Origin of the sequence: Paenibacillus sp. 11B, from assembly GCF_030487755.1 — a bacterium.
In the GTDB taxonomy this organism is placed as follows: Bacteria; Bacillota; Bacilli; order Paenibacillales; family Paenibacillaceae; genus Paenibacillus; species Paenibacillus vandeheii.
Genome location: NZ_JAUKNS010000003.1, coordinates 316,847 through 341,172, shown reverse-complemented (window position 1 = coordinate 341,172; position 24,326 = coordinate 316,847). Strand labels below are relative to the sequence as shown.

Sequence of the window (24,326 nt, the reverse complement as noted above, 5' to 3'; positions counted from 1 at the left end):
AGATCAATATAACAAATCAGATCAACAGCATGTGCAGACCCAGAGTAATTCAAATTGAATTCACCATTCCAGGGAGGTATATACATGTTGAAATCAGCTGCCAAAAAAAGTTTGTCTGCCATGCTTGCAGGGACCGTAATGCTGACCGGGTACACCGGTTTGTGGGCAGGTCCCCAGACGGCTTATGCCGAAGAGCAGACCGTTGATGCTCAGGCGGACGGAATCAATGAAGCGCGATTTTTGCAATTGTATGATCAGCTGAAAGATCCGGCAAACGGTTATTTTTCTCCAGAGGGCATTCCCTATCATTCCATTGAAACGCTGATGAGTGAGGCACCGGATTATGGGCACATGACGACATCCGAGGCGTACAGTTACTGGCTCTGGCTGGAAACGATGTACGGTCACTATACGGGCGATTGGTCCAAACTGGAAGCGGCCTGGGACAGCATGGAGAAATACATCATCCCTGTCAATGAAGGCGACGGCAAGGAAGAGCAGCCTACGATGAGTTATTACAATCCGAACAGCCCGGCTACTTATGCAGCGGAAAAACCTTTTCCGGATCAATATCCTTCAGCTATTAACGGGCAGTATGCAGCTGGGAAAGACCCACTGGATGCCGAGCTGAAAGCTTCCTATGGCAACAATCAGACGTACCTGATGCACTGGCTGCTGGATGTGGATAACTGGTATGGATATGGTAATCTGCTGAATCCGAATCATACAGCGGCTTACGTGAATACGTTCCAGCGTGGAGAGCAAGAGTCCGTATGGGAAGCCATTCCACACCCGTCTCAGGACAATAAAACGTTTGGCAAAACGGGCGAAGGTTTCATGAGCCTGTTCACCAAGGAGACCCAGGCACCGGCAGCCCAGTGGCGTTATACCAACGCAACGGATGCTGACGCACGTGCAGTGCAGGTACTGTATTGGGCGAAGGAGATGGGCTACACCAATACAGCGTATCTGGATAAAGCGAAGAAGATGGGTGACTATCTGCGCTATGGGATGCACGACAAGTACTTCCAGAAGATCGGAAGTGCCAAGAACGGCACACCGACGGCCGGTACGGGCAAAGACTCCAATATGTATCTCATGGCGTGGTATACCTCATGGGGCGGCGGACTTGGTGAGGGCGGCAACTGGGCTTGGCGGATTGGCGCCAGTCATACACATCAGGCATACCAGAATCCGGTGGCAGCTTATGCCTTGTCTGATTCGGCAGGTGGCCTGATTCCCAAATCGACAACAGCCAAGGCAGATTGGAATGCATCGCTGAAGCGCCAATTGGAATTCTACACCTGGTTACAGTCTCACGAAGGGGCGATTGGCGGCGGAGCGACGAACAGTTTTGATGGTTCCTACAAAGCGTATCCTGCCGGAACGAGTACGTTCTACGACATGGCTTATCAGGAAGCTCCGGTATATCGTGATCCCGACTCCAACACGTGGTTCGGATTCCAAGCCTGGTCGCTGGAACGTGTAGCGGAGATGTATTACATTCTTGCCGAGAGCGGAGACCTCAGCTCTGAGAACTTCCAGATGGCCAAAAAAGTCATCACCAAGTGGGTCGACTGGGCCAAGGATTATGTATTCGTTGATGAGCGTCCGGTGACGGATGCACAAGGATATTATTTGAATGCGGCGGGCCAACGGATTCTTGGCGGTACCAACGCACAGGTTGCCACTACACCTGCACCGGGCGAATTCTGGATTCCAGGCAGCCAGGAATGGCAGGGGCAGCCGGACAAGTGGAATGGGTTCAGTTCCTTTACGAACAATCCGAACTTTCATGTGGTAACCAAAGATCCTGCTCAGGATACAGGTGTGCTGGGGAGCTATATCAAAGCCTTGACGTTCTTTGCTGCGGGGACTCAAGCAGAAAGCGGCGTGTTCAGTAACAAAGGACAGGAAGCCAAAGATATGGCCGAGAAGCTGCTGAATACAGCATGGGATTACAATGATGGTGTAGGGATCGTGACCGAAGAAGTTCGTAAAGACTACTTCCGCTTCTTCGCCAAAGAGATTTACATTCCGGCAAACTGGACGGGAACCTTCGGTCAGGGCAATACCATTCCGGGTACGGCCGGCGTACCTTCTGATCCTGCCAAAGGGGGGAATGGCGTATATATTGGCTACGCTGACCTTCGTCCAGCCATCAAGCAAGATCCGGCATGGGCTTATCTGGATAATCTGTACAAAACGTCTTATAATCCAACAACGAAAAAATGGGAAAATGGCGCACCAACCTTTACGTATCACCGCTTCTGGTCACAGGTGGATATGGCTACGGCATATGGCGAATATGATCGTCTCCTCGGAGACGCAGGAGGCCCAGTGATCCAAGTGCCAGCAGCTCCGGCGGGGCTGACAGCGGCAGCAGGCAGTGAGCAGGCCGTTCTGAACTGGAATCCTGTATCGGGTGCCACTTCTTACACGGTAAAACGTGCAGAGGTGAACGGTGGCCCGTATACTTCCGTAGCAACGGGGGTAACCGGTTCGACCTTCACAAATACAGGACTGACCAATGGCAAAACGTACTATTATGTGGTGACCGCAGTGAATACGGCAGGTGAATCGGCACCGTCTGCTCAAGCATCCGCTACTCCGCAGGCGGGAACGTCCGTACCGGGAGTGTTAACCCTTACGGGAACCGCAGGCAATAATCAGGCTGCACTGACATGGACCGCTTCGACCGGAGCTGCAAGTTACAAGGTACAACGCTCGGTAGCAGGTGGAGCCTACGCCGATCTGGCTACAGGACTGACGGCACTAACGTACACCGATGCCACGGCAGTGAACGGTACCGCATACAATTACCGAGTGGTGGCCGTAAATGCAAGCGGGCAGACCTTGTCCAATGTCGTGACGGTGACCCCAACAGCGCCTCCTGTAACAACAGGTGCACTTGAGGTGCAATACCGCAATGGCGGTTCAGGGACGTCAGGGAATGCGGTGACCCCGCAGTTCAATATCAAGAACACAGGCACGACAGCCGTGGATCTGAGCCAGGTGAAGGTGCGGTATTATTTTACGAAGGATAGTGCATCCGATCTGAGTTTCTGGTGTGATTACGCTCAGATTGGCAGTGCCAACGTTGAATCTCATTTTGTGACGGTAGATCCGGCAAAAGGGACAGCGGATACGTATCTGGAGATTGGTTTCAAATCCGGGGCAGGCAGTCTGGCAGCGGGGGCGGAGACTGGAATTATCCAGGGGCGCTTCTCGAAGAACAACTGGACGAATTTTGATCAGACCAATGACTACTCTTTCGATGCTACCAAAACGGCCTTCACTGCCTGGAACAAGGTGACCGCTTATATTGGCGGAGTCAACGCATGGGGCATTGAGCCATAATCAACTCATATTGAAACAGAGTACAGCCGGGGAGAAATCTCCGGCTTTTTGCATGTTGGAGGCGTTTATGTTCTTCAGGTAAGCAGCTGGATCGGGAAATGAACCATAGTAATGTTTACCATTTATAGAGTTTAAATATTAAAATATAGGTCATATGATGCATGTCCTGAGTGAGGAGCGGCTTAAGCCACTTTTCTGCGTAAAACGAAGCACAGCAAATAGTTACAATAATTTAACCTTTGAAAATGAAGTGATTAACGGTAGTTTTAGCCAACTGGTGTGAGATGTTTCCCTGATTCTTAGTGCTCAAGCCTGCCAGATCGAATACAGGACTTTGGGCTGATGATCGTTATGGACAGCCCGTTTTACAATGGGGCAAGCCCGGCAAATGAGGCCAGGTTAAAATTCTGTAACATCAGGGGGAACACGACATCATGAACTGGAAAAGCAAGATCATTACTGCGAGTGTAACAGCAACGATGCTGATGGGAAGTCTGACAGCAGGAGTATTAACGACACCGGCATCGGCAGCCGCAGTTGCGAATTCAAAAGTTAAAGTCATCTGGGGAGTAAACTTGCGTACATCACCATCTTCTTCCGCAAGCATTGTTCGTTTGGTGCCAAAAGGGGAAACGGTAACGGTAACTCAAAATTCCGGCTCAGGCTGGTATAAAGTAAAGGATTCCGGCAACCGGACAGGATACATATCTTCTTCTTCAAAATATACACAAGCCGTGAAAGGCAGCACGACCACAGGAAGTGGCAGCACAAGCGGGTCCGGATCAAGCGGTACGTCTGTTACAGGCAGTGCTTCTGTGGAGAAAGTGATTGCGGCAGGCATGAAATATTGGGGGACACCCTACGAGTTTGGAGCTAGTCGTACCAGTACAGCTACGTTCGACTGTTCAAGCTTTGTACGTCAGGCATTTATTGATGCACTTGGAATCAAGCTTCCGTCCGATTCACGTAAGCAAGGAGCATATGTGAAAGCTAATGGAACCGTTCAGACCAATTGGAAAAATCTGAAACGCGGTGATCTGATGTACTTTATGTCCTATAAAGGCACATCGGCATCATCGTACTCCAGTGTGAACAAATCCACTGCGACCATTACCCACACGGGAATTTATCTGGGTGACGGCAAAATCCTGCACACGTATTCCAACGCTGGCGGCGGCGTAACCATCAGCGATATCTCCGGCAAACACTGGGAGTACCGTTTCCTGTTTGGTGGAAGTGCGCTCTAAGTCGTGCGTATAATACAAGCCTGAAACACCTGAAAAACATATAAAGGAACCTTCCATCTCTGCCTGTGCGGCGGGATAGAAGGTTCTTTTTGTTGTTCATTCAGTCCTGGTAATAAAGCCGGAAAAGAATATCCTGATCATAGTTGCCGAATCCCTGACCATACAATGTTAACCCGCCAACATGCTGCGCATCTTCCTCCACCGAGAGACGTAATGTCCACTGGTTCCGTTCTACGGGAATATCCGCAAGCGTAACTTCGGACATGTGCTGTCCATCAATAAATGTGCCCTCATGTGTAATTCGCAGCACCTTGAGCATGCCATATTGATTAACACTGTCGCTCCACCATTCCGGGGTGAACATGCCGCGTCCATTTCCCGAATCTCCAGGACTTGTCCATTCACCGAGATGAATTCCATTGAGCATAAAGGTAATGTCCGAAGGCCAGTTCGGGTTGACTGAAGGTGCCTCTGAACCGATCTCAAGTGACAATTCAATGGCGCTGATCTGTTGGCCGGACAAGATATAGTTTGGAATTTTGTATTCCACGAATCCACGTCCAAACCAGAGAATATGGGCATGCATCCGCTCGGGATCCAGAAAATAGCGTGGGTCATCATACTGTCCAATGACCTGATTGGACGTAGCCAGGCCACAAGTTGGATACACATCAAAATGGGTGTAATGCCCGACAGGGATTGCCACTTCATGAAGCTTGCGTGAGGCTCCGGTTTCCTGTGGCATGGAGATGCCAATCCAGTCGACGGCCAGGCTGTTCATTTTGTGCGTGCCGCCGTCCTTGCGAATCATTTTGGATTGAATGATGCCCACATCCTGAAGCTTGCGAACATGCATGGTTACGATGGCACTGCTTAGGCCGAGTGAGGCGGCAATGTCCTTCACGTTCATTGGGGTCTCCGCAACAAGCCTGATAATCTGTAGACGGACCTCACTCGCGAGTGCCTCGTATAGGGGCAGCCATTCTGTATCGGTATTTGCTCTGATCACATCTGTTCCTCCATTTTTGCTTTATAGAATTAAGTTAAACATAAATCCAGCCAAAAGAATAACATTTTGCAAAATTCATGTTGAAATTGCTGCCATAATCGATTTTAATATAAATATGAACGTTGATCCATAGATTATCAATTAATTTTTATATTAATCTTAGGGAGCTGAACTTCACGATGGAAAAAGCAAAAATGACGGTAGACAAGGATTTCACAATTGGCGTAGTTGACAAACGTTTATACGGTTCATTTATTGAACATCTGGGACGTGCCGTATACGGTGGAATATATGAGCCGGGTCACCCTACAGCGAACGAAGCGGGATTCCGTGGAGATGTGTTGGAGATGGTGAAGGAGCTGCAGGTTCCGATTGTGCGCTATCCTGGCGGTAATTTTGTATCCGGTTACAATTGGGAGGATTCCGTTGGGCCTGTGTCTGAACGCAAACGCAGACTTGAATTGGCCTGGAGAACCATCGAGACCAATGAATTCGGGTTCAACGAATTTGTGGATTGGTCCAAACAGGCGAATTCAGAAGTGATGATGGCCGTCAATTTGGGAACACGGGGGGTAGACGCAGCCCGCAACATCGTGGAGTACAGCAACCATCCGGAAGGTTCCTATTATAGTGATTTGCGTATTAAACATGGATACAAAGAGCCTCATGCTATCAAAACCTGGTGTCTTGGCAACGAAATGGACGGTCCGTGGCAGATTGGTCACAAAACAGCAGAAGAGTATGGGCGGATTGCACTCGAAGCGGCAAAAGTGATGAAGTGGACTGATCCATCAATTGAACTCGTCGCTTGCGGAAGTTCATCTCTGGGCATGCCATCCTTCCCGGAATGGGAAGCGACGGTGCTGGATCACACGTATGATCATGTTGAATATCTATCTTTACATCAGTATTACGGCAATCAGGAGAATGACACACCAACCTTCCTTGCACGCTCATTGGAGATGGATCGTTTCATTGATACGGTGAAAGCGACTTGCGATTATATCAAAGCAAAGAAACGCAGCAAAAAAACGATGTATCTGTCCTTCGATGAGTGGAATGTATGGTATCACTCTCATGAGACTGACTCCAAAATGGACCCATGGCAGATCGCTCCGCCGCAGCTGGAGGACGTATACAACCATGAAGATGCACTGCTTGTGGGTTGTATGCTGATCAGCATGCTTAAACATGCGGACCGTGTCAAAATGGCGTGTTTGGCACAGCTCGTCAACGTTATCGCTCCAATCATGACGGATAATGGTGGTGCTGCATGGAGACAGACGATTTTCTATCCGTTCATGCATGCTTCCGTGTTTGGACGTGGAACAGCACTTGTGCCGTTGATCCAGTCACCGAAATATGACACCAAACAAATTACGGATGTTCCTTATCTGGAGGGCATTGCGGTGCATAACGAAGAGCAGGGTGAAGTGACTGTTTTCGCTGTAAACCGTCATCTGGAAGAATCACTTCCGCTTGAAGTGGATCTGCGCAGCTTCGGGAAGTGCCGCTTGATTGAGCATATTGTGCTGGAGAGTGATGATCTCAAAGCAGCCAATACTGCCGCACAGCCGAATCGTGTCGCTCCGCATAATCGTGGTGATGCAGAGGTATCAGATACATTGATCACGGCAAGCCTGGCCAAAGCATCGTGGAACGTGATCCGATTGAAAGTGCAGTAATAGATTAGGAAGTATCATACGCGTTGCAGCGTGGATAAAGGAGACATAGGAACACAGGATACTCCGATGGCAGAACAACGCCGTATGATGTGATCTCAATAAGAGAAAAGGGCTGGATGCGAGTTTATACGCATTCAGCCTTTTTCGTGGTATAAGTGTCAGCCTTTGTGTGGAGCAAAACGCACTCAAAACCCATTTTGAGTGCAACAAGAGAAGAGAACTTACTCTGGTGCTCCAGCCTCTAACGAATCGTGTGCGCCTTATTGTGCAGATTAGTGTGGTGGAGCAAATCTAACGAACTCAGGAATCGCTACTTCGATGAAAATCTGCGATTGCGCGTGCAAAGAGGGTGCAAAAGGGAAAATAAGACGTCTGCAATTCGTTAGAATGGCGAACTTGTGCTATTTCGCCAAATAGAGCGTCTCAGATCCGTTAGATGTTTGGACAAACAGTAAATGAATGTTACTTCAACCCTGTCCCCGGTCCAAACTCAAAGCTTTCTCCATCGCGTGGAATGAGTACTTGTCCGTCCAACTGCTCGGAGGTCAGGTAACTGGCGAGGTCCACGCGGGACATCATGCAATGGTTAATGGCATCCATGTGCACAGCGATCACATGTGCATCCGGTGCATGACGTTTCACGGCAGCTACGTCAGGTCCGTCCATCGTGATCGGATCTCCTTGCAAGAAGCGGGCACCGCCAGCATTTACCACAATCACCTCAGGCTGATATTGACGAATAGCTTCGGCTGGCTCTTCACACCAGATGGTATCACCAGCGATATACGAGACAGGTTCTCCGTCCGCTTCCAATACAAAACCAGATACCTTGCCCATACGCTCGCCGATTTCTCCGGTTCCGTGATGTCCCGAAGTACGGGCAAAACGTACGGAGTGATACTCATGTTTGTCATCCACGGCGGTAACGTTGGTAAATCCGGCTCCTGTGAACACCGCCTCATCTCCTGGCTGACACAGCAGAGGTACATCTTTGCGGAGCTGGTTCGCTGCTGCTTCATCCCAGTGATCGGGGTGGGTATGCGTAACGATCAGCAGATCGGGATTCATATAATCCGTTTCCGTCTCGGGTAATGAGACTCGTGGATTGCGTAATTCATTGGGCGTGTTCGGAAAAGCAGGCATCACTTCTTTATCCATCAACATGGGATCGACCAGTATATTCAGACCTCCATATTCCAACCATAATGTAGCATTACGAATCAATTGAATTTTCATTGAACCTGCACTCCTTCGGGAATTAATGTTATTATCCTATATGTTATACAACCCGTTTATCGGCGTAAATAACACACTGAAAGAAAACAGACCACTTTAATTTCATGTTGAAAGGATTGCAAAATAGATGAATGAAACGATTGATGATACAGATATACGTATACTGAAAAGCCTGATCCGGGACTCCAAACGCTCCCACAAAGAGATCGGGGAAGAGGTGCATTTGACCGGACAGGCTGTAGGTGCGAGAGTACGCAAGCTGCATGATCTGGGTGTTATTGAAGGGTATACGGTAAAATGGAACCCGGAACGCCTCGGCTTGGGCCTGCAGGCATTTGTAACGATCTTTCTGAATTCCGGCGACAGGCATGCCGCCTTCCGTGAATTTATGGCTGCACGTGAAGACATCGTGGAGGTTCACCGTGTCAGCGGAGAGGGCTGCTACCTGATGCGTGTGCGCACGGGAACGATGGAGCAGCTTGGCAGCTTGCTGGAAGCCATTTTGCCGTATGGAAATTATAGAATGAACCTGTCTGTTGGTATCGAAAAGTCAGAGTGATGTGAGCTGGATTTCAGAGGTCCTGTTGCTGTTTCTCGCGCAGCGTCTCCTGCAAAAGGACAACTGCTCGGCTGAGCTCTTTTTTGGTTAGCAAATGATCGGTCTGAATATGATGCCGGGTGCCGTCTTTTAGATACATGGCAATCATGGGCGATGAGGACAATATCCATTTGCTAAATGCGGGAGAGCCAAGCTCAATTTTACGAATTTCATCCCAGGGAATGGTCCGCTTTAGGGTATGAAGCCCTTCATCATTCCAGGATAATAACACGGTAGAACTCGCGATTGCCCGGGACAGAAACATAAAAAATAAAGGCCCGATAAACCACATGCCAAGAATGGCTGCGATGGAATAATACAAAGTCTCCAGTTGTCCAGCGCGCTCGTCATAAATAATCCATAACAGGGTCACGCATAACAGCAAGAACAGAAGACACAGTGCTCCTTTCCATATAGCCGTAAAACGGCGGTAGCCCATCTGCCGATGCTCAAGCTCCGCCTCCGATGATGTATGTAATTCAGGTTTCATAAGTACGCCTCCTTATCATTTCCCGGAAAATATACCAAACATGCCGCCTGCATCGCAGAGCGGCACATTCAACGTTTATTTTAACCCCGCGTGGTCCAGATTCAGATCCACTATCCAGAGATAGCTGAATCATTACCGGCTTCACGCGCATGGGTGTAGAGATCAGCATATACCCCTTGTGCATCAATCAGCTTCTGATGGGAGCCTTCCTCGACAATCTCACCGTTCTCCATAACGAGAATCCGATCTGCATGCATGACCGTAGATAGACGATGCGCAATGACGATCGTTGTTCTGCCCTGAGATACGGATTCCAGCGCCTGTTGAACCAATTGTTCGGTATGCGAATCCAGATTTGCGGTTGCTTCATCCAGAATAAGCACTCGGGGCTGAAAGACCACGATTCGGGCAAACGATATCAGTTGACGCTCGCCGGCGGACAAACCGCTTCCGCGTTCGGAAAGCCGTGTATCATAGCCTTGCGGCAAACGTGAAATCATCGCATGTGCTCCGACAAATCGGCAGGCCTGAATAGCCTGCTCCCTTGTAATATCTTCGCGAAACATTCGAACATTGTCAATGATGGAGCCCGAGAAGAGGAACGGTTCCTGCTGGATCAGACCAACAATCCGGTGAAGATTGGCCTGCGGGAAATGACGAATGTCTATTCCATCAATTTCAATGCTGCCCTGATTCACATCGTAGAAGCGATTGAGCAGGGAGATCAGTGTACTTTTGCCTGCCCCTGTAGTTCCTACAATGCCCACCATTTCTCCGGGATAGAGATGCAGATTCATATGCTGAATCAGAGGGCGGTCTGCGAGATAACCGAACGATACATCATTAAAATCAATCTGCCCCATCACATGCCGTGGTTCAAGTGTGGAGGCGGTCCCGGGTTTCGGGTCAGCGACTTCCGGACGGGTACTCAGAATGTTCCAGATCCGATCCATGGATACGGTAGTTGACTGAAACGTGTTCCACTGCATGGTGATCTGGTTGATCGGCTGGAAGAACTGACGGATGTAACTGATAAACGCATAGAGCACACCCACCTGCAATGATTCACCCAGCACGGCACGTCCCCCAAGCCAAACCATCATGACGAGCGCGGCATTACCTAGGATATCAAACGTTCGGTTGAAAATAACATTGGACCGGGCCTGCGCGATATTGGCCTTTAGGTGAAGCGTGTTCTGCTCCTTGAATCTTTTCTTCTGTTCTTCTTCCTGATGGAAAGCCTGGATCAGAAACATACCGGACAGGTTCTCTGCCGTGAACGCAATCAGACGGGAGAGGCGAGTGCGGGCATTCTGATAAGCTCTGCGCAGTCGACTTCGGAACAATACAGCCACAATGGCGATTACAGGCAATACGATAAGAGAATACCCTGCAAGTACCGGATCGAGCTGGAACATAAAGACGATAATAAGCACCAGCATCATGCCATCCCGGATAAGACTAAGCAGCACCTGGGTGAAGAAACTGCTGATTGTTTCCGTATCACTGGATACATTCGTAACCAGACTGCCAATATGGAAGCGATCGAAGAAAGACATCGACATTTTGGAGATATGCTTGAACAGGTCTTTCCGGATGCGAGAGACGATGTTCTGACCAACATGTTGCAGCAGATTGTTTTGTATATAGGTAAAAATAAAGCTGATTACAGCCAACCCCAGAAAGATGGCTGCCAGTTGGATAAGGAAACCTACACTGGTCTGACCGATTGCCAGATGATCATCGATTGCAATCTTCACCAGATAAGGCTGAAGCAGATCTGCGGAAATACCGAGCAGTGAGCAGAAAAAGATACCTGCAAAGGCCCATTTATGAGGCAGGGCGTAGGACATCATCGCTTTGAACGAGGTACGTTTACTCTGGTCTGCGCCTGCATCGGAACTGGACCCATGCCCTGACGGTGCTTGTGCTCCCGCATCTGAACGAACTTCTGCGTTACGGTCAGTCATGATGTAATCCCTCCTCCTGCAAACGATAGGTTGCAGCATATAACCCTTTTGCGGTCATCAGCTCTGCGTGCGTTCCCTGTTCAACGATTCGGCCTTCATCCAGAACGATAATTTCGTCGGCATGACGGACTGCGCTGATCCGGTGAGAGATGATCAGCGTTGTTTTACCTTTGCCAATCTCACGCAGGCTGCGCAGAATGCCACTTTCGGTGACGGCATCTACAGCACTCATGCTGTCATCCAGGATGAGCACCTGAGCTTTTTTGATCAACCCCCGTGCCAGACTGGTGCGCTGACGCTGACCGCCAGACAACGTGAGTCCGCGTTCACCCAGCAGGGTATCGAACTGATCGGGGAACCGAATAATGTTTTCGTAGATCACCGCTTGTCTTGCACTATGCTCTACGGTGTCCAACGGAACTTCCCGGTTGCTAAAAGCGATGTTGTCCCGAATGGTTGTACTGAACAGGAACCCATCCTGGGGAACATAGGCAATACGGGACCGCAGGCCCTCCAGCGACAGCTGCCGAATGTCGGTACCGTTAATGCGAATCGTGCCTTCAGGCGGCTCATATGTACGCAGCAATAGTTTGACAAAGGTGCTTTTACCCGAACCTGTTTTACCCACAATACCCACGGTTCGTCCTGCCTCGATGTTCAGACTGATGTTTTTGAGCGCAGGGGATGAACTGTTGGGATAGGAAAAGGACAGATTTTCAATTGTAATGTCATTCACCGTTTGAAGTCTTGTTGCGTTGGGAAGCTCGCGTACATCAGGCACTTCTGTCAGCAGATCATTTACCCGCTCCAATGACGCTCCAGAACGCTGCATGGTATTGATCACATTACCGATTTGTTGAAGCGGTCCCATGATGATCCGCAAATATAACGTCAATGCCACAAAACTTCCGAGTGTAATGGAATTTTGCATCGTCAAAATTCCGCCGACAAGCAGGGAGACAACCAGTGAAATGGCACCCAGCAGCGGTAGCAGGGCCTGAAATAGAGAGGACAGACGAACGAGTCGCAGCTGCTTGCTTTTGATCGCATCTACTGTGATCCCAAATCGCTCACGAGCACTGTCTTCAATGGCAAATGTTTTGGTTACACGAATGCCGCCCAGCTGCTCTTCTGCCGATTCCGTCATCGTTGCAAGAGCATCCTGTACATCACGAGAGCGCTTGCGAATTCGCGGACCGAAAAAAACGACCAGAAAGGGAATGGCCAGCAAAGGCACAATACTGATCAGAATGAGTCTCATCGGAATTCCACTGAGCAGCATCATCACGATGCAGGATAATAATAGAAATGTTGCATTGGTCATCATAGTGACGCCGTTGGAGATGGCTTCACGTACAGAGGTGACATCATTCATGACGTAACTGAGCAGTTTCCCATTTCCCTGTTTGGAGAAATAGTGCTCGCTCAGCTCGGAAAATTTACCGAAAATACGCTCACGTGTCATGAATTCGAAGCGGCGTCCAAGCTTCATGATCATGAATTGTCCGGTACCGAATAACAGGTTATAAGCGATGGCTATGGCTAATAGCGACAGGCTGTACCGGATGACTGTATTCATCTGAAGCGTGTTTTGCATGAGCTGATCCGTAAAGCTGCCCAGAATTCGGGGCAAGGACGCCTGACCCACATTGGAGGCAATAATCAGTAGTACAGCGAACAGATATACGGGCCAGTTGGCAATGACATAGCCTCGTAGTAATCCTTTCTTGGACATAGATTTGTTCTCCTTTGTTCGGGGTGGAATTTGGTCGCAAGCGGAGTCAAGAAAAGGGCCGACACCTGATAATAGCGCGTCGTGCCCTCTTACTTTATGCGATCCGGTTTGCTGTTTATCCGTCATTCGATAGAATTCTCTATTCTTATTTTTGCGCTTATCGATAAGGATGTCAACGAAGCAAGTAAGCATTCATGGAAGAAAGCAGATCAGCGCCCGCAGCGAAAGTGATATATGCGGCATATTCGTCATTTATTCACCAGATGTCGATTTTACTGAAACATTTCCAGAGGGTCTCCCGTCTGTAGGGTTGAAGAGGTCAAAAATTGGGTTTACTAACTATGGAGGTGCCACGAAATGAAACATAAAAAAGGATTGGCTGCAACGCTTGCGCTCTGCGTTTCTTTGACTGCAGGAGGTGCATCGGTACTTGCTTTTTCGGATGTAAAAGATGAAGGGCAAAAAACAATTGTAGACTCGTTGCATTCTAAGGGTATTGTTAATGGAGTAACGGCGGATCTGTTTCGTCCGGATGTCGCATTGTCCGAGCCACAGGGTGTTCAATTGATCGTGAACGCTTTTGGTCTGAAAAATGAATACGCTGCCGCTTCGGCACAACATAAAATTAGTCCAACGACCTGGTACGCCGATGCAGTTCAGGCTGCAACACAGAATGGCCTATCCATTCCGGTGGAATTGAATCCGCAGGGGAAGATGACGCGTGAGCAGTTTGCTATTTTGCTCCTTGAAGGGATTAATACAACCGGGGAATATCCGGTAATCATGCTGTATAATGATATTAAGGACGAAAATAAAATCGGTAAGGACGCCAAATCTGCGGTCCAGAACCTGCTGAACATGGACATCATTGAACTGGATAAGGACGGAAACTTCCGTCCAGATCAGTCGCTTACCCGTATGGAGGCTGCAAGCATGATCTTCAATGCACTTGAATTTGTGGATAAGCACGGCAATGGCGGATCGACAGAACCGACTCCAACGACCCCGGGCGAAGGCCAACAGGCGATTGTACCTACCGTGACTTCAACCAAGGTGGATGACAAGACGGTCAAAGTCAAACTGTCCGCGCAAATGCCTCATCCTGGCTATGGATTGAAGATTGAAGATGTGAAGCTGGAGAAGGATGGACGTGCCATCGTGTTGTATACCATTATCCAACCTGATCCGGACATGATGTATCCAATGGTCATCACCAATGTTACGGCCGAGACAGATATTCCAACAGGGTACACTGCGGAAGTGCAGCCTTCTGGAAAGTAAGCAAACCCTGCCAGCGTGCTTCGATCCCTATCGAAGCACGCTTTTTTTTGAGTTTTTCTTGAGAGTGATGATCTTTATGAAGTGAGTTGGTTGTCAAGATTGTCTGCCTTCTAGTCCGAATCGCTCGTAGTAGGTCTGAGATTGTTTTTTTATACGGAAGTATATGTTACATTTTGGTATATTTTCAATGGGTTATTAAGTCAATTTAAGTGACACAAATATGTTATTTATTAGTTAGGGATCGATATCCACATAGGTAGAAGGGCTGCTCTGATTTAAATAGAGCGGCTTTTTTTCTGGAGTTATCCTGAAATTATCAATGATTCCAGACTTCCATGTCATGCACAAAATCAACATATATGACTTGATATTCCCAGTGTTTATCTGGGTTTGTGTGGCTTCTAATCCAGGATAAAAACGACATATTTACGAAGCCGGGAAGGAACTCATAGAATAAAGCCAAGCAATAAGGGAGCTTGAAGCGGGTGGTAAATATATGATAGATAATATTACATTAATGTGATTGAATTAAATCTATCCTGAAAAGAAAAATGCATGAGGAGGGGAGTGGAGCAGCAGTAACGAAGGGCACCTCTATCTCATTTTGGATTGAGATGCGTTGAACATGACAAGACCTTGCGACTTGACTTGGATCATGGAACTGCCCAGAATCCCCACGATGATGTCTGCAACCATGGATATCTTTTTCCAAAACATATGTGGGTTTTGACTTTAAGGTTTGTTTCTCAACTTTTGTTCAGATCTGGCATCTGTCGAGTTCATGCGAAGCTACCCCTTATGACAACTTCAGGACGAAAATAAGTCAAATTCCACATGTTTTACTTCTCCAAAATGACAATGACAAGCTGTAATCAAAAGTGTAAACCCCTGTTGTAGCAGCACTTTCCTGGTTTTTAGGAGGGAAGATCGAAATAGCATATTTACGAATTCAAAATTGATCCATAAACTCAGTATGTAAGCGTTACCAAATTGAGAGGGAGCAAAAGCTTCCCATGATCGAAATGTGGTCCGGGACTCATTCCTTACAATTGAACAGGAGTGTTTCGCTCTTCTTACAAAACGGACGGATTTTCATTTAGAAAAGGAGGAAACAAACTGATGCAGCCAGAAGGGAAGTCCGCCTTGTCGCAAAACCTATCGGTGCACACGATTCCGAACCGCAAGAAAAATAAATTAGGGAGAAGGATGATTCGAAACTGGGAATTGTATCTGTTTATCGCGCCAGCATTTCTATACTTTCTGATTTTCCATTACGGGCCGATGTACGGCATACAAATCGCATTCAAAAACTTTATCCCGACGCTTGGTGTCACGGGAAGCCCGTGGGTAGGGTTCGATCATTTCATCCGCTTCTTTAATTCGTATTATTTCTGGGATTTGTTATGGAATACCCTCAGCATCAGCTTGTATGAGCTGGCTATAGGTTTTCCGCTACCGATCATTCTGGCGTTAGCCTTCAATGAAGTAAAGGACTCCTTTTTCAAACGTACCGTACAGACGGTCACGTATGCACCACATTTTATTTCGGTCGTTGTAATGTCGGGTATGATCATCACCTTCTTGTCGCCTTCGTCAGGCATGATTGTCAATCTGGTGGAGGCTCTTGGATTCCAAGCTCCTCAATTCCTGACGGACCCTGCGTGGTTCAAGACGGTGTACGTGTTGTCGGGTGTCTGGCAGAGTGCAGGCTGGGGTACCATTATATACCTTGCAGCACTATCGGGTGTGGACCCGCAACTGCATGAAGCTGCCGTGGTGGATGGTGCGAGCCGGTTTAAACGGATTTTGCATATTAACATTCCAGCGATCATCCCTACGATCACCATTCTGTTAATTCTGAATATGGGCAGTATTCTGGGCGTCGGATTTGAAAAAATCTTACTGCTGCAAAATCCGTTGAATATGGGTTCATCAGATGTCATCTCGACATTTGTCTATCGGTCGGGTCTGGTCGATGCGCAGTACAGTTTCTCAACAGCTGTAGGATTGTTCAACTCGGTAGTTAATGCGATTCTGCTGATTACAGTGAACCAAATTGCACGTCGCACCAGTGAAAACAGCTTGTGGTAAAAGGAGGGGAAAACACATGTCATCCGCGGTTAAGGAAAGCAGAAGCGACAAATTGTTCTTATGGTGCAACTACATCTATCTGACGATAGCGCTCGTCATTGTGCTTTACCCGCTGTTATACATCATTAGCGCCTCAATCAGTGATCCCAAATTTGTAAGCTCCGGTGAGATGTGGCTGCTGCCCAAAGGCATTACCTTTGAAGGTTATGCCCGCGTGTTTGAGAAAACCAACATCTGGATCGGGTACAAAAATACGATCATCTATACCGTCGTAGGTACACTCGTCAACCTGATGGTCACTCTTCCGGCTGCCTACGCACTTAGCCGTTCTGATTTTGTGGGACGCGGATTCTTCATGGCGATGTTTATGGTAACGATGTTTTTCAGCGGAGGGCTTGTCCCGAGCTACTTGCTGGTTAAGGATCTTGGTATGGTGAACAGCATGTGGGCGCTTATTCTGCCAGGAGCTGCATCCATCTGGAATATTATCGTATGCCGTACGTTCTTCCAATCGACCATTCCCAAGGAGCTGCAGGAAGCGGCGCATATCGACGGGTGTACCAACACCCGGTTGTTCATCCGCATTGTGCTTCCGCTCTCCATGCCGATCATTGCCGTGATGGCGCTCTTCTACGGCGTTGGACACTGGAACAGCTATTTCAGTGCGATGATCTATTTAAATGATTCCTCGAAGTATCCGCTGCAGCTCTTTCTGCGCCAAATCCTGGTACTTCAGGAGATGGCAGCACAGGGCGGGGGAGCTATAGATACCTCTTCCGCAACGGCGATGAATTCCAAAGCGGAAATTGCTGCGCTGGTGAAATATGCCGTCATTATTGTTTCAACTTTACCTGTCATTGCCATTTATCCATTTCTTCAGCGTTACTTCGTGCAGGGTGTTATGATCGGTTCCGTCAAGGGATGATCTTAAACCATAATCCACACTAAAAAAGGGGAGTTGTCGTCATGAAAAAGCTTCGCAAGGCTTCATCCATTGTACTCTGCCTCACCCTATCAGCAGCATTGCTTGCAGCTTGTGGTTCCAATGAAGATGGAGGTTCTGCGACTTCAAATGTCGAAGGGGTCAAGAAAGAAGGATTCCCGATTGTGGACAAACCGCTTACGTTAAAGGTCATGTCCCAGGATGCGGGCGTAGCCGACTGGAATACGATGCCAGTCCTGCAAGAGATGGAGAAATTGTCAGGCATCAAGCTGGAGTACCAGCTTTCGCCGATCGACAGCTTTGAAACAAAGAAGAACCTGGTATTCGCCAGCGGCGATTTACCGGATATGTTCTATGCGGCGGATCTCAAGCCGGCTGAGCAGGTTACTTATGGGACTCAAGGCATTCTGATTCCACTGGAAAAATACATTGATGAGGGCTATGCCCCGAATATTAAGAAGATTCTCGACGAAAACCCGGATGTCCGCAAATCCTTTACAACACCTGACGGACATATGTATGCACTTCCATTTATCGATACGGCTGCCGTGTGGTACAGAGGCCCGATGTGGTATAACGGTGAATTCCTCAAAGCACTTAATGTAGAGGAGCCTAAGACGACAGAGGAATTATATACGTACCTGAAGCGTGTTAAGGAAGAAGATCCTAACGGCAATGGACAACAAGATGAAATTCCGCTAACTTCTGTAAAACTGGATGATCTTCGTATGTACTTCTTCGGCTTCTGGGGCATGTACAACGAAGGAATCTACGCGGATAAGGATGGAAAAGTCCACTACCCTTACCAAGAAGAAGGCTACAAAGGTTATCTGACGTTCATGAACCGTCTGTGGAAGGAAGATTTGCTTGATCATGAGACCTTCTCGCAAACCGGCGATCAGAAAAAAGCAAAAGGTGAGAGCAACAAGCTCGCGCTGTTCAATGACTACCATCCGTACTTCACGCTTGGCGGCGAGCCTAGCACGAAACATCCACTGATGACACCAGTGAAGAGTGAGATTGCAGACTCACCTGTATACGGTAAACACCCTGGTATATCGGCACGTGGTACCTTTGCGATTACTAGCAGCAATCCGTCCCCTGAGGCAACCATGCGCTGGATTGATTATTTGTACAGCTATGATGGGGCGACCCTGTTCAATCAAGGTCCTGAAGGCGTGCTGTGGAAATTCAAAGACAAGGAAAATCTCGTGAAAGAGTGGCTTCCTGTTCCTGGCGGCGGCGATCGTGAGGAATATCGCGGTAAAATCACACCGAACTACGGCATTTTGACACCAGGCATTAATGATCCGGACATTGCGAAAGGTCTTCGCACCGAATTTGATGAATGGATTGACCAGCAGAATCAAGAGAAGTTGGTGCCGATCGGCAAAGCACCATTCCCTAACGTTTATTTGACAAATGAAGAGCAAAGCGAAGCGACCGCTCTATTATCTGATCTGGATACGTACGTCAAGCAGATGGAAGCGAAGTTCGTAACTGGTCAGGAGCCGCTTGAGAACTGGGATAAGTATATTGCGCAAATCAAAAAAATGGGCAGTGACCGTATCGTTGAACTATATCAAGGAGCATACGACCGCTGGAACACAGGCCAATAAGAGTAATCACTCATATAGAAGGACTTCAGAAAGAGGTGTGAACAAGGATGCAGAAATGGTTTGAAGAGGCCAAGCTGGGAATATTCATCCACTATGGCATCTATGCTGTAGATGGGGTCTCGGAATCGTGGTCCTTCTATAATGGAAGAATTTCCTACGAAGAATATATGAAACAGCTGGACGGTTTTACGGCATCGAAGTTTAATGCGGAGAAGTGGGCGGATTTAATTGAGAAATCGGGAGCCCGATATGCCGTGCTGACAACGAAGCATCATGATGGCGTTGCTCTGTGGGATACGCAGTATAGTGACCTCAATGTCGTCAAGCAGACACCAGCGAATCGGGACCTCGTGAGGGAATATGCGGAAGCGATTCGGGAGAAGGGCATTCACCTGGGGATGTACTTCTCGCTGATTGATTGGTCGCACCCGGATTATCCTAGCGTGTATGAAGGTGGCAAGGTACCGGAGGATCTCAGCAGCGTCAACCGGCATTCAAGTCCTGTGGACGGTGTTCAGGATGAGGAGAAATGGCAGAAATTCCTTGACTTCAATAACCACCAGCTGCAGGAGATCTTGACGAATTACGGAAAGGTAGATCTGCTGTGGTTCGACGGGGACTGGGAACGGAGTGCCGAGCAGTGGAATCTCCCGGAGTTTAAGCATTACCTGCAATCCTTTAATCCGGATATCATCATCAACTCCCGCCTTCAAGGTTATGGGGACTATAAAACACCGGAGCAAGGTATTCCGATCACGAGACCGGAGGGACCATGGGAGTTCTGCACCACGATCAATACATCTTGGGGTTATGTACCAACAGACGATAAATACAAATCGTTAAATCAGATCATTCGGATGTTCTGTGACTGTATTTCGATGGGTGGCAACATGCTGCTGGATATTGGTCCGCGCGAGGATGGCACCATCGATAAGAGACAGGAGAATATTCTGCTTGGGCTGGGAGCGTGGATCCGAACGCATGAAGAGGCTGTATTCGGAACGGGTGAAGGCATTATGCCCCGCTATTATCTGGGGGGCAGCACCGTATCCGAGGACAGAAAGACATTGTACCTGTTTGTATATGACGAGCCAAAAGAAAATGTGTGCATTAAGGGACTGTGCAATAAGATCAGAAAGATTACCGTACTGCACTCGGGCAAAGAACTTGAGCATGAGATCCATGGGGGCGTGCCATGGTTCAATATCCCGGGCACAACATGGATCAAAATGACCCCGGAGGACACCCATGAGCAGGTGACGGTGCTTAAGCTCGAATTCGATGAGGAACTGGAGATGTACGGCGGCTCAGGAGCCGTTGTTACCCATAACTAACATTACGGGAGGGCATGCGCCGATAGATGCATGCCCTCTCTCATGAAGGGGAGAGAGCGATATGAACCAAAGTGGAGTGCCTGAGCCAAGGATTGAGTATGCTCCCAAACATTATATATGCAAGCGTTCGAAGGGACCGCTGGTGCTGGACGGCCGCGTCGATAAGGCATTCTGGGATGCGGCTGATTGGACGGATGATTTTGTTGATATCGAAGGGGACCTTCGTCCGAAGCCCGGGAAACAGACAAAGGTAAAAATGCTGTGGGATGATGACTATTTCTACTTCGCTGCTGAGCTGATGGAAGATCAGATATGGGCTACGTTGACTGAGCGCGATTCCGTTATTTTCTACGATAATGATTTTGAGATTTTTATCGATCCCGACGGAGATTCCCACCAATATTATGAGTTCGAGATCAATGCGCTAAATACGGTATGGGATCTGTTATTGGTGAAGCCTTATCGGGATGGTGGACCTCCGGTCAATGGTTGGGATATCAGCGGTCTCAAGACGGCCGTACATATCGATGGGGAGCTGAACACACCTGGTGCTGATAACCGGAAATGGAGTGTGGAGGTCGCGATTCCTTGGATCAGCCTAAAGGAATGTGCCGAAGGCAACCGTCCGCCTGCGCCGGGTGAGTTCTGGCGTGTCAACTTCTCGCGCGTGGAATGGCAGACCGAGGTGCAGGATGGTGAGTACCGCAAGGTGCTGAATCCGGAGACGGGCAAGCCGTTTCCGGAGGACAACTGGGTTTGGTCGCCCATGGGCATTATCAACATGCATTATCCGGAGCTATGGGGCTATGTCGTATTTTCGGATGATGGAACGGACTATTCCTTTGAGTTGCCGGAGGACGAACGAATCAAGTGGGAGCTTCGCAAGCTCTATTATCGTGAACGTAATTATTATGAAGCCCATGGTGAATTTACACAGGATGTGAAGCTACTAATGGGCGAGGAATCGTGGAGCTGTTCGCCTGTAATTGAAACGACTCGCAGCCTGTTCCAGATTACTGCGCCTTCCTCGGACGGCACGGCTGTAATCTGTATTCGGGAAGACGGAAAGCTGTGGAAGGAGTGAGCCAGCAATGACCAGCCAAACCTTGGTATTTTCCCTGGATGCACAGTCATTGGAGCGGATTGAGCAGAAGTTCCAGGAGAAGGTACATTTTGCAGAGGTCCGCAAAGATAAACTGTTTCATGTGTTTCAGCAGCCATTAACCGAAGAAGAGGCATGGGCTTTGAAATATGTGTATGCCTACATGCCGGTGAATGACATGGCTGATTATGATGGTGAACTGTTCCTCAGCCATGTGCGTCGGGCGCTGGACATTCGCAAACGTGTGCCTTGGGGCGAGCGTGTACCGGATCATCTGTTTCTGCATTTTGTGCTCCCCTATCGAATCAATACGGAGAATATTGAGGATTTTCGCGGCATTATATTTGATGAGTTGGCTGACCGGACGGCGAAGTTATCCATGGCGGATGCCATTCTGGAAACCAATTACTGGTGTCATGAGAAAGCGACTTATATTGGCAGCGATCTGCGAACGATATCGCCGCTGACGATGATTCGGAATGCTCGCGGCCGTTGTGGAGAAGAGTCCACGCTGGCGGTAGCCGCTCTTCGCAGTATCGGCATACCTGCCCGTCAGGTCTATACGCCGCGCTGGGCACACAGTGACAGCAATCATGCCTGGGTAGAAGCTTGGGCAGACGGCCAATGGTATTACATTGGGGCATGCGAGCCTGAAGCTGGATTGAATCAAGGGTGGTTCACTCCGCCAGCCCGCAGGGCCATGCTGATCAATACGAGGATTTTTGGCGATTATCCGGGACCAGAGGATATAACCCTTAACGAGAAGGGATTTACGGAGATTAATTTGCTTGAAAACTACGCACCGACGCGAACCATCTGCGTGAAGGTGAAAGATATGCAGGGAGAGCCTGTGCCTGGAGCGAGCCTCCGCTTCGAGCTGTATAACACGGCTGAATTTTATCCGATCGCCGAAATTAAGACCGATGTGCTAGGGGAGGCTGCCTTCAAGACAGGTTATGGCGATTTATTGATTCGTGCGGTTAGCGGAGGCCAATGGAGTGAAGTCCTATTCAAAGCTCAGGACAGCGATCAGGTTGAGCTAGTGTTGGACTCGTCAGAGCAGCCATCAGGCAGCGTGGATTTCGATATGGTTCCTCCTCCCGAAGGAGAGGCAGAAGCAGCAATTGCTTTACCGCAAGAGAAGATTCAGGAACATAGCCGCCGTCTGGAGGAAGGCACGAAGATTCGGAGTGGATATGAGGATACATTCCTGAGTGAGGAAGAGGCGTATGCATTGGCTCATTCGGCTGGACTTCCTCGGGAACGGGTATGGGATATTCTCCAGAAGGCACGGGGCAACAGTCGTGAAATCGCAGCTTTCCTGGAGGAACGTTCCGAGAAATACGGTGAGTGGCCGCTCCGGCTGCTGGAGTCGATGAATGAAAAAGATTTAATCGATACTTTTCGTCAGACGCTGGACGATCATCTTACAGGTGCGCTCTCGCAGCGAGGATCATGGGCAGAAGATACGTTCGTGGAGTACATCCTGTGCCCGCGGGTTTCCTATGAAATGGTGGTGCCTTATCGATCCGTGTTCCAGAATGCCTACTCGGAGGAAGAGGCAACGGCGTTCAGGAAGGAGCCTTCGGCGCTTGTCCGGCAGCTGGAAAAGAGTTATGCGTATAATGAGGACCTCCCTAACTTGAAAGGCAAGGGAAATCCGGTAGGCACTTTCAGCCTGATGAAGGGAGATCCGCAGTCGCTGGATATTCTGTTTGTCGCTGTGTGCCGCAGTTTGGGCATTCCGGCCCGATTGCATCCGAGCGAGCAGAAGCCTCAGTACTTAGGTGACAGAGGCTGGGAAAATGCGATGTTCAGTCTCAACGCTTCTCGTAATCAGGAGGACAGAAGCTGGGGAATGCTGCAACTCCTTAGGGATGAAGAGGGGCCGCAGGAAGCACCAACAGCATCCTATGGCGAGAACTTCTCGTTTGCCCGTCTGGAAGATGGCGTGTACAAAACGTTGATATATCCTCATGGCAGCACGGATGTCTATAGCCAGCCATATGAGGTTGAACCGGGAGCTTATCGCTTGACGACGGGTATCCGTTTGAAAGATGGAGCGGTCAGAGTGCGCTTCATTTACTTTACCGTGCGCGCCGGAGACACTACGGAGGTGGTATTAACTTATCGCGAGACGGTGGTAGACATTCCCGTGTTGGGCAAGCTGGCACCCGGAAGTGTACTGACCCGTCTAGATGGTTCAGAGGTGGTACTGGAGGCTCTTCTGGGATCAGAGGGTGCCATTGCTGCCTGGATTGAACCCGAGCGGGAACCAACCAAGCATCTGATTCGTGAGCTGGGCGAACTTGCTGAGCCGCTGGATAAGCTGGGTCTACCCATCGTGCTGCTGATCGGAGATACGGAATGGAACGCCTCCTTTGACACTGCTGCTTATCCGAAGCTGCCAGTACGTACGATTTTTGTAAGGGATTCAAGCTATGCGTCCTTATCCGGTTTCATTCCAAATCCTGCAGCTCACGAAGCTGGCTATCCACATCTGTTCGTGCTGGATAGCGAGGATCAAATCCGTTATTCGGCTTCCGGGTACAAGATTGGTACCGGGAAGGAAGCCTTGCAGATTGCTGCGGCGATATCTCAATCATTGAATGGATCGGAGTGAAGA

General features: G+C 48.9%; 16 protein-coding genes. 11 read left to right on the top strand and 5 right to left on the bottom strand.

Features of this window, described 5'->3' with window-relative positions; translation table 11 throughout:
• Positions 1–84: 84 nt before the first annotated feature.
• Positions 85–3,360: a glycoside hydrolase family 48 protein gene (locus tag Q0V21_RS16555; RefSeq protein WP_301879741.1), complete on the top strand. Its 3,276-nt coding sequence runs from the start codon at positions 85–87 to the stop codon at positions 3,358–3,360.
• A 434-nt stretch (positions 3,361–3,794) separates the two neighbouring features.
• Entirely contained in the window at positions 3,795–4,607 is an 813-nt protein-coding gene (locus Q0V21_RS16550; RefSeq protein WP_301879740.1) for a C40 family peptidase, read from the top strand.
• Between the two features lie 100 nt (positions 4,608–4,707).
• On the opposite strand, the gene Q0V21_RS16545 is transcribed toward Q0V21_RS16550, so the two are convergent.
• Positions 4,708–5,616, bottom strand: a complete 909-nt coding sequence (locus Q0V21_RS16545; protein WP_081718096.1) for an ArsR/SmtB family transcription factor — start codon at positions 5,614–5,616, stop codon at positions 4,708–4,710.
• A gap of 179 nt (positions 5,617–5,795) precedes the next feature.
• On the opposite strand from Q0V21_RS16545, the gene arfA reads away from it, so the two are divergent.
• Positions 5,796–7,301: an arabinosylfuranosidase ArfA gene (gene arfA, locus Q0V21_RS16540; RefSeq protein ID WP_301879739.1), complete on the top strand. Its 1,506-nt coding sequence runs from the start codon at positions 5,796–5,798 to the stop codon at positions 7,299–7,301.
• Between the two features lie 462 nt (positions 7,302–7,763).
• On the opposite strand, the gene Q0V21_RS16535 is transcribed toward arfA, so the two are convergent.
• Positions 7,764–8,537, bottom strand: a complete 774-nt coding sequence (locus tag Q0V21_RS16535; protein WP_301879738.1) for an MBL fold metallo-hydrolase — start codon at positions 8,535–8,537, stop codon at positions 7,764–7,766.
• A gap of 127 nt (positions 8,538–8,664) precedes the next feature.
• Here Q0V21_RS16535 and Q0V21_RS16530 point away from each other — a divergent pair, with 127 nt between their 5' ends.
• Complete coding sequence (locus Q0V21_RS16530; RefSeq protein ID WP_079351023.1) at positions 8,665–9,096, top strand: Lrp/AsnC family transcriptional regulator; 432 nt, start codon at positions 8,665–8,667, stop codon at positions 9,094–9,096.
• A 13-nt stretch (positions 9,097–9,109) separates the two neighbouring features.
• Here the strand turns inward: Q0V21_RS16530 and Q0V21_RS16525 are convergent, their stop codons facing one another.
• The 3 genes from Q0V21_RS16525 to Q0V21_RS16515 form a co-directional block, all read right to left on the bottom strand.
• Entirely contained in the window at positions 9,110–9,625 is a 516-nt protein-coding gene (locus Q0V21_RS16525) for a hypothetical protein (protein ID WP_079351022.1), read from the bottom strand.
• A 110-nt stretch (positions 9,626–9,735) separates the two neighbouring features.
• On the bottom strand, positions 9,736–11,595 hold the full coding sequence (locus tag Q0V21_RS16520) for an ABC transporter ATP-binding protein (RefSeq protein WP_443146136.1): 1,860 nt from the start codon (positions 11,593–11,595) through the stop codon (positions 9,736–9,738).
• On the bottom strand, positions 11,588–13,330 hold the full coding sequence (locus tag Q0V21_RS16515) for an ABC transporter ATP-binding protein (protein WP_301879737.1): 1,743 nt from the start codon (positions 13,328–13,330) through the stop codon (positions 11,588–11,590). Before Q0V21_RS16515 ends, Q0V21_RS16520 begins: the two co-directional genes overlap by 8 nt.
• 357 nt (positions 13,331–13,687) lie before the next feature.
• Here Q0V21_RS16515 and Q0V21_RS16510 point away from each other — a divergent pair, with 357 nt between their 5' ends.
• The 7 genes from Q0V21_RS16510 to Q0V21_RS16480 all read left to right on the top strand — a co-directional run bounded on the left by Q0V21_RS16510 (position 13,688) and on the right by Q0V21_RS16480 (position 24,323).
• Entirely contained in the window at positions 13,688–14,611 is a 924-nt protein-coding gene (locus Q0V21_RS16510; RefSeq protein WP_301879736.1) for an S-layer homology domain-containing protein, read from the top strand.
• Between the two features lie 1,119 nt (positions 14,612–15,730).
• Complete coding sequence (locus Q0V21_RS16505; protein ID WP_079351018.1) at positions 15,731–16,702, top strand: ABC transporter permease; 972 nt, start codon at positions 15,731–15,733, stop codon at positions 16,700–16,702.
• Positions 16,703–16,718: 16 nt separating this feature from the next.
• The gene (locus tag Q0V21_RS16500) at positions 16,719–17,627 is read left to right on the top strand and encodes a carbohydrate ABC transporter permease (RefSeq protein ID WP_301879735.1); all 909 of its coding nucleotides are present in this window, start codon (positions 16,719–16,721) and stop codon (positions 17,625–17,627) included.
• Between the two features lie 41 nt (positions 17,628–17,668).
• Complete coding sequence (locus Q0V21_RS16495) at positions 17,669–19,264, top strand: extracellular solute-binding protein (protein WP_301244626.1); 1,596 nt, start codon at positions 17,669–17,671, stop codon at positions 19,262–19,264.
• 47 nt (positions 19,265–19,311) lie between these two features.
• Complete coding sequence (locus Q0V21_RS16490; protein WP_301879734.1) at positions 19,312–20,598, top strand: alpha-L-fucosidase; 1,287 nt, start codon at positions 19,312–19,314, stop codon at positions 20,596–20,598.
• A gap of 61 nt (positions 20,599–20,659) precedes the next feature.
• Entirely contained in the window at positions 20,660–21,682 is a 1,023-nt protein-coding gene (locus tag Q0V21_RS16485; protein WP_301879733.1) for a carbohydrate-binding family 9-like protein, read from the top strand.
• A 7-nt stretch (positions 21,683–21,689) separates the two neighbouring features.
• Complete coding sequence (locus tag Q0V21_RS16480) at positions 21,690–24,323, top strand: transglutaminase domain-containing protein (protein WP_301879732.1); 2,634 nt, start codon at positions 21,690–21,692, stop codon at positions 24,321–24,323.
• The last annotated feature ends 3 nt before the right edge of the window (positions 24,324–24,326 follow it).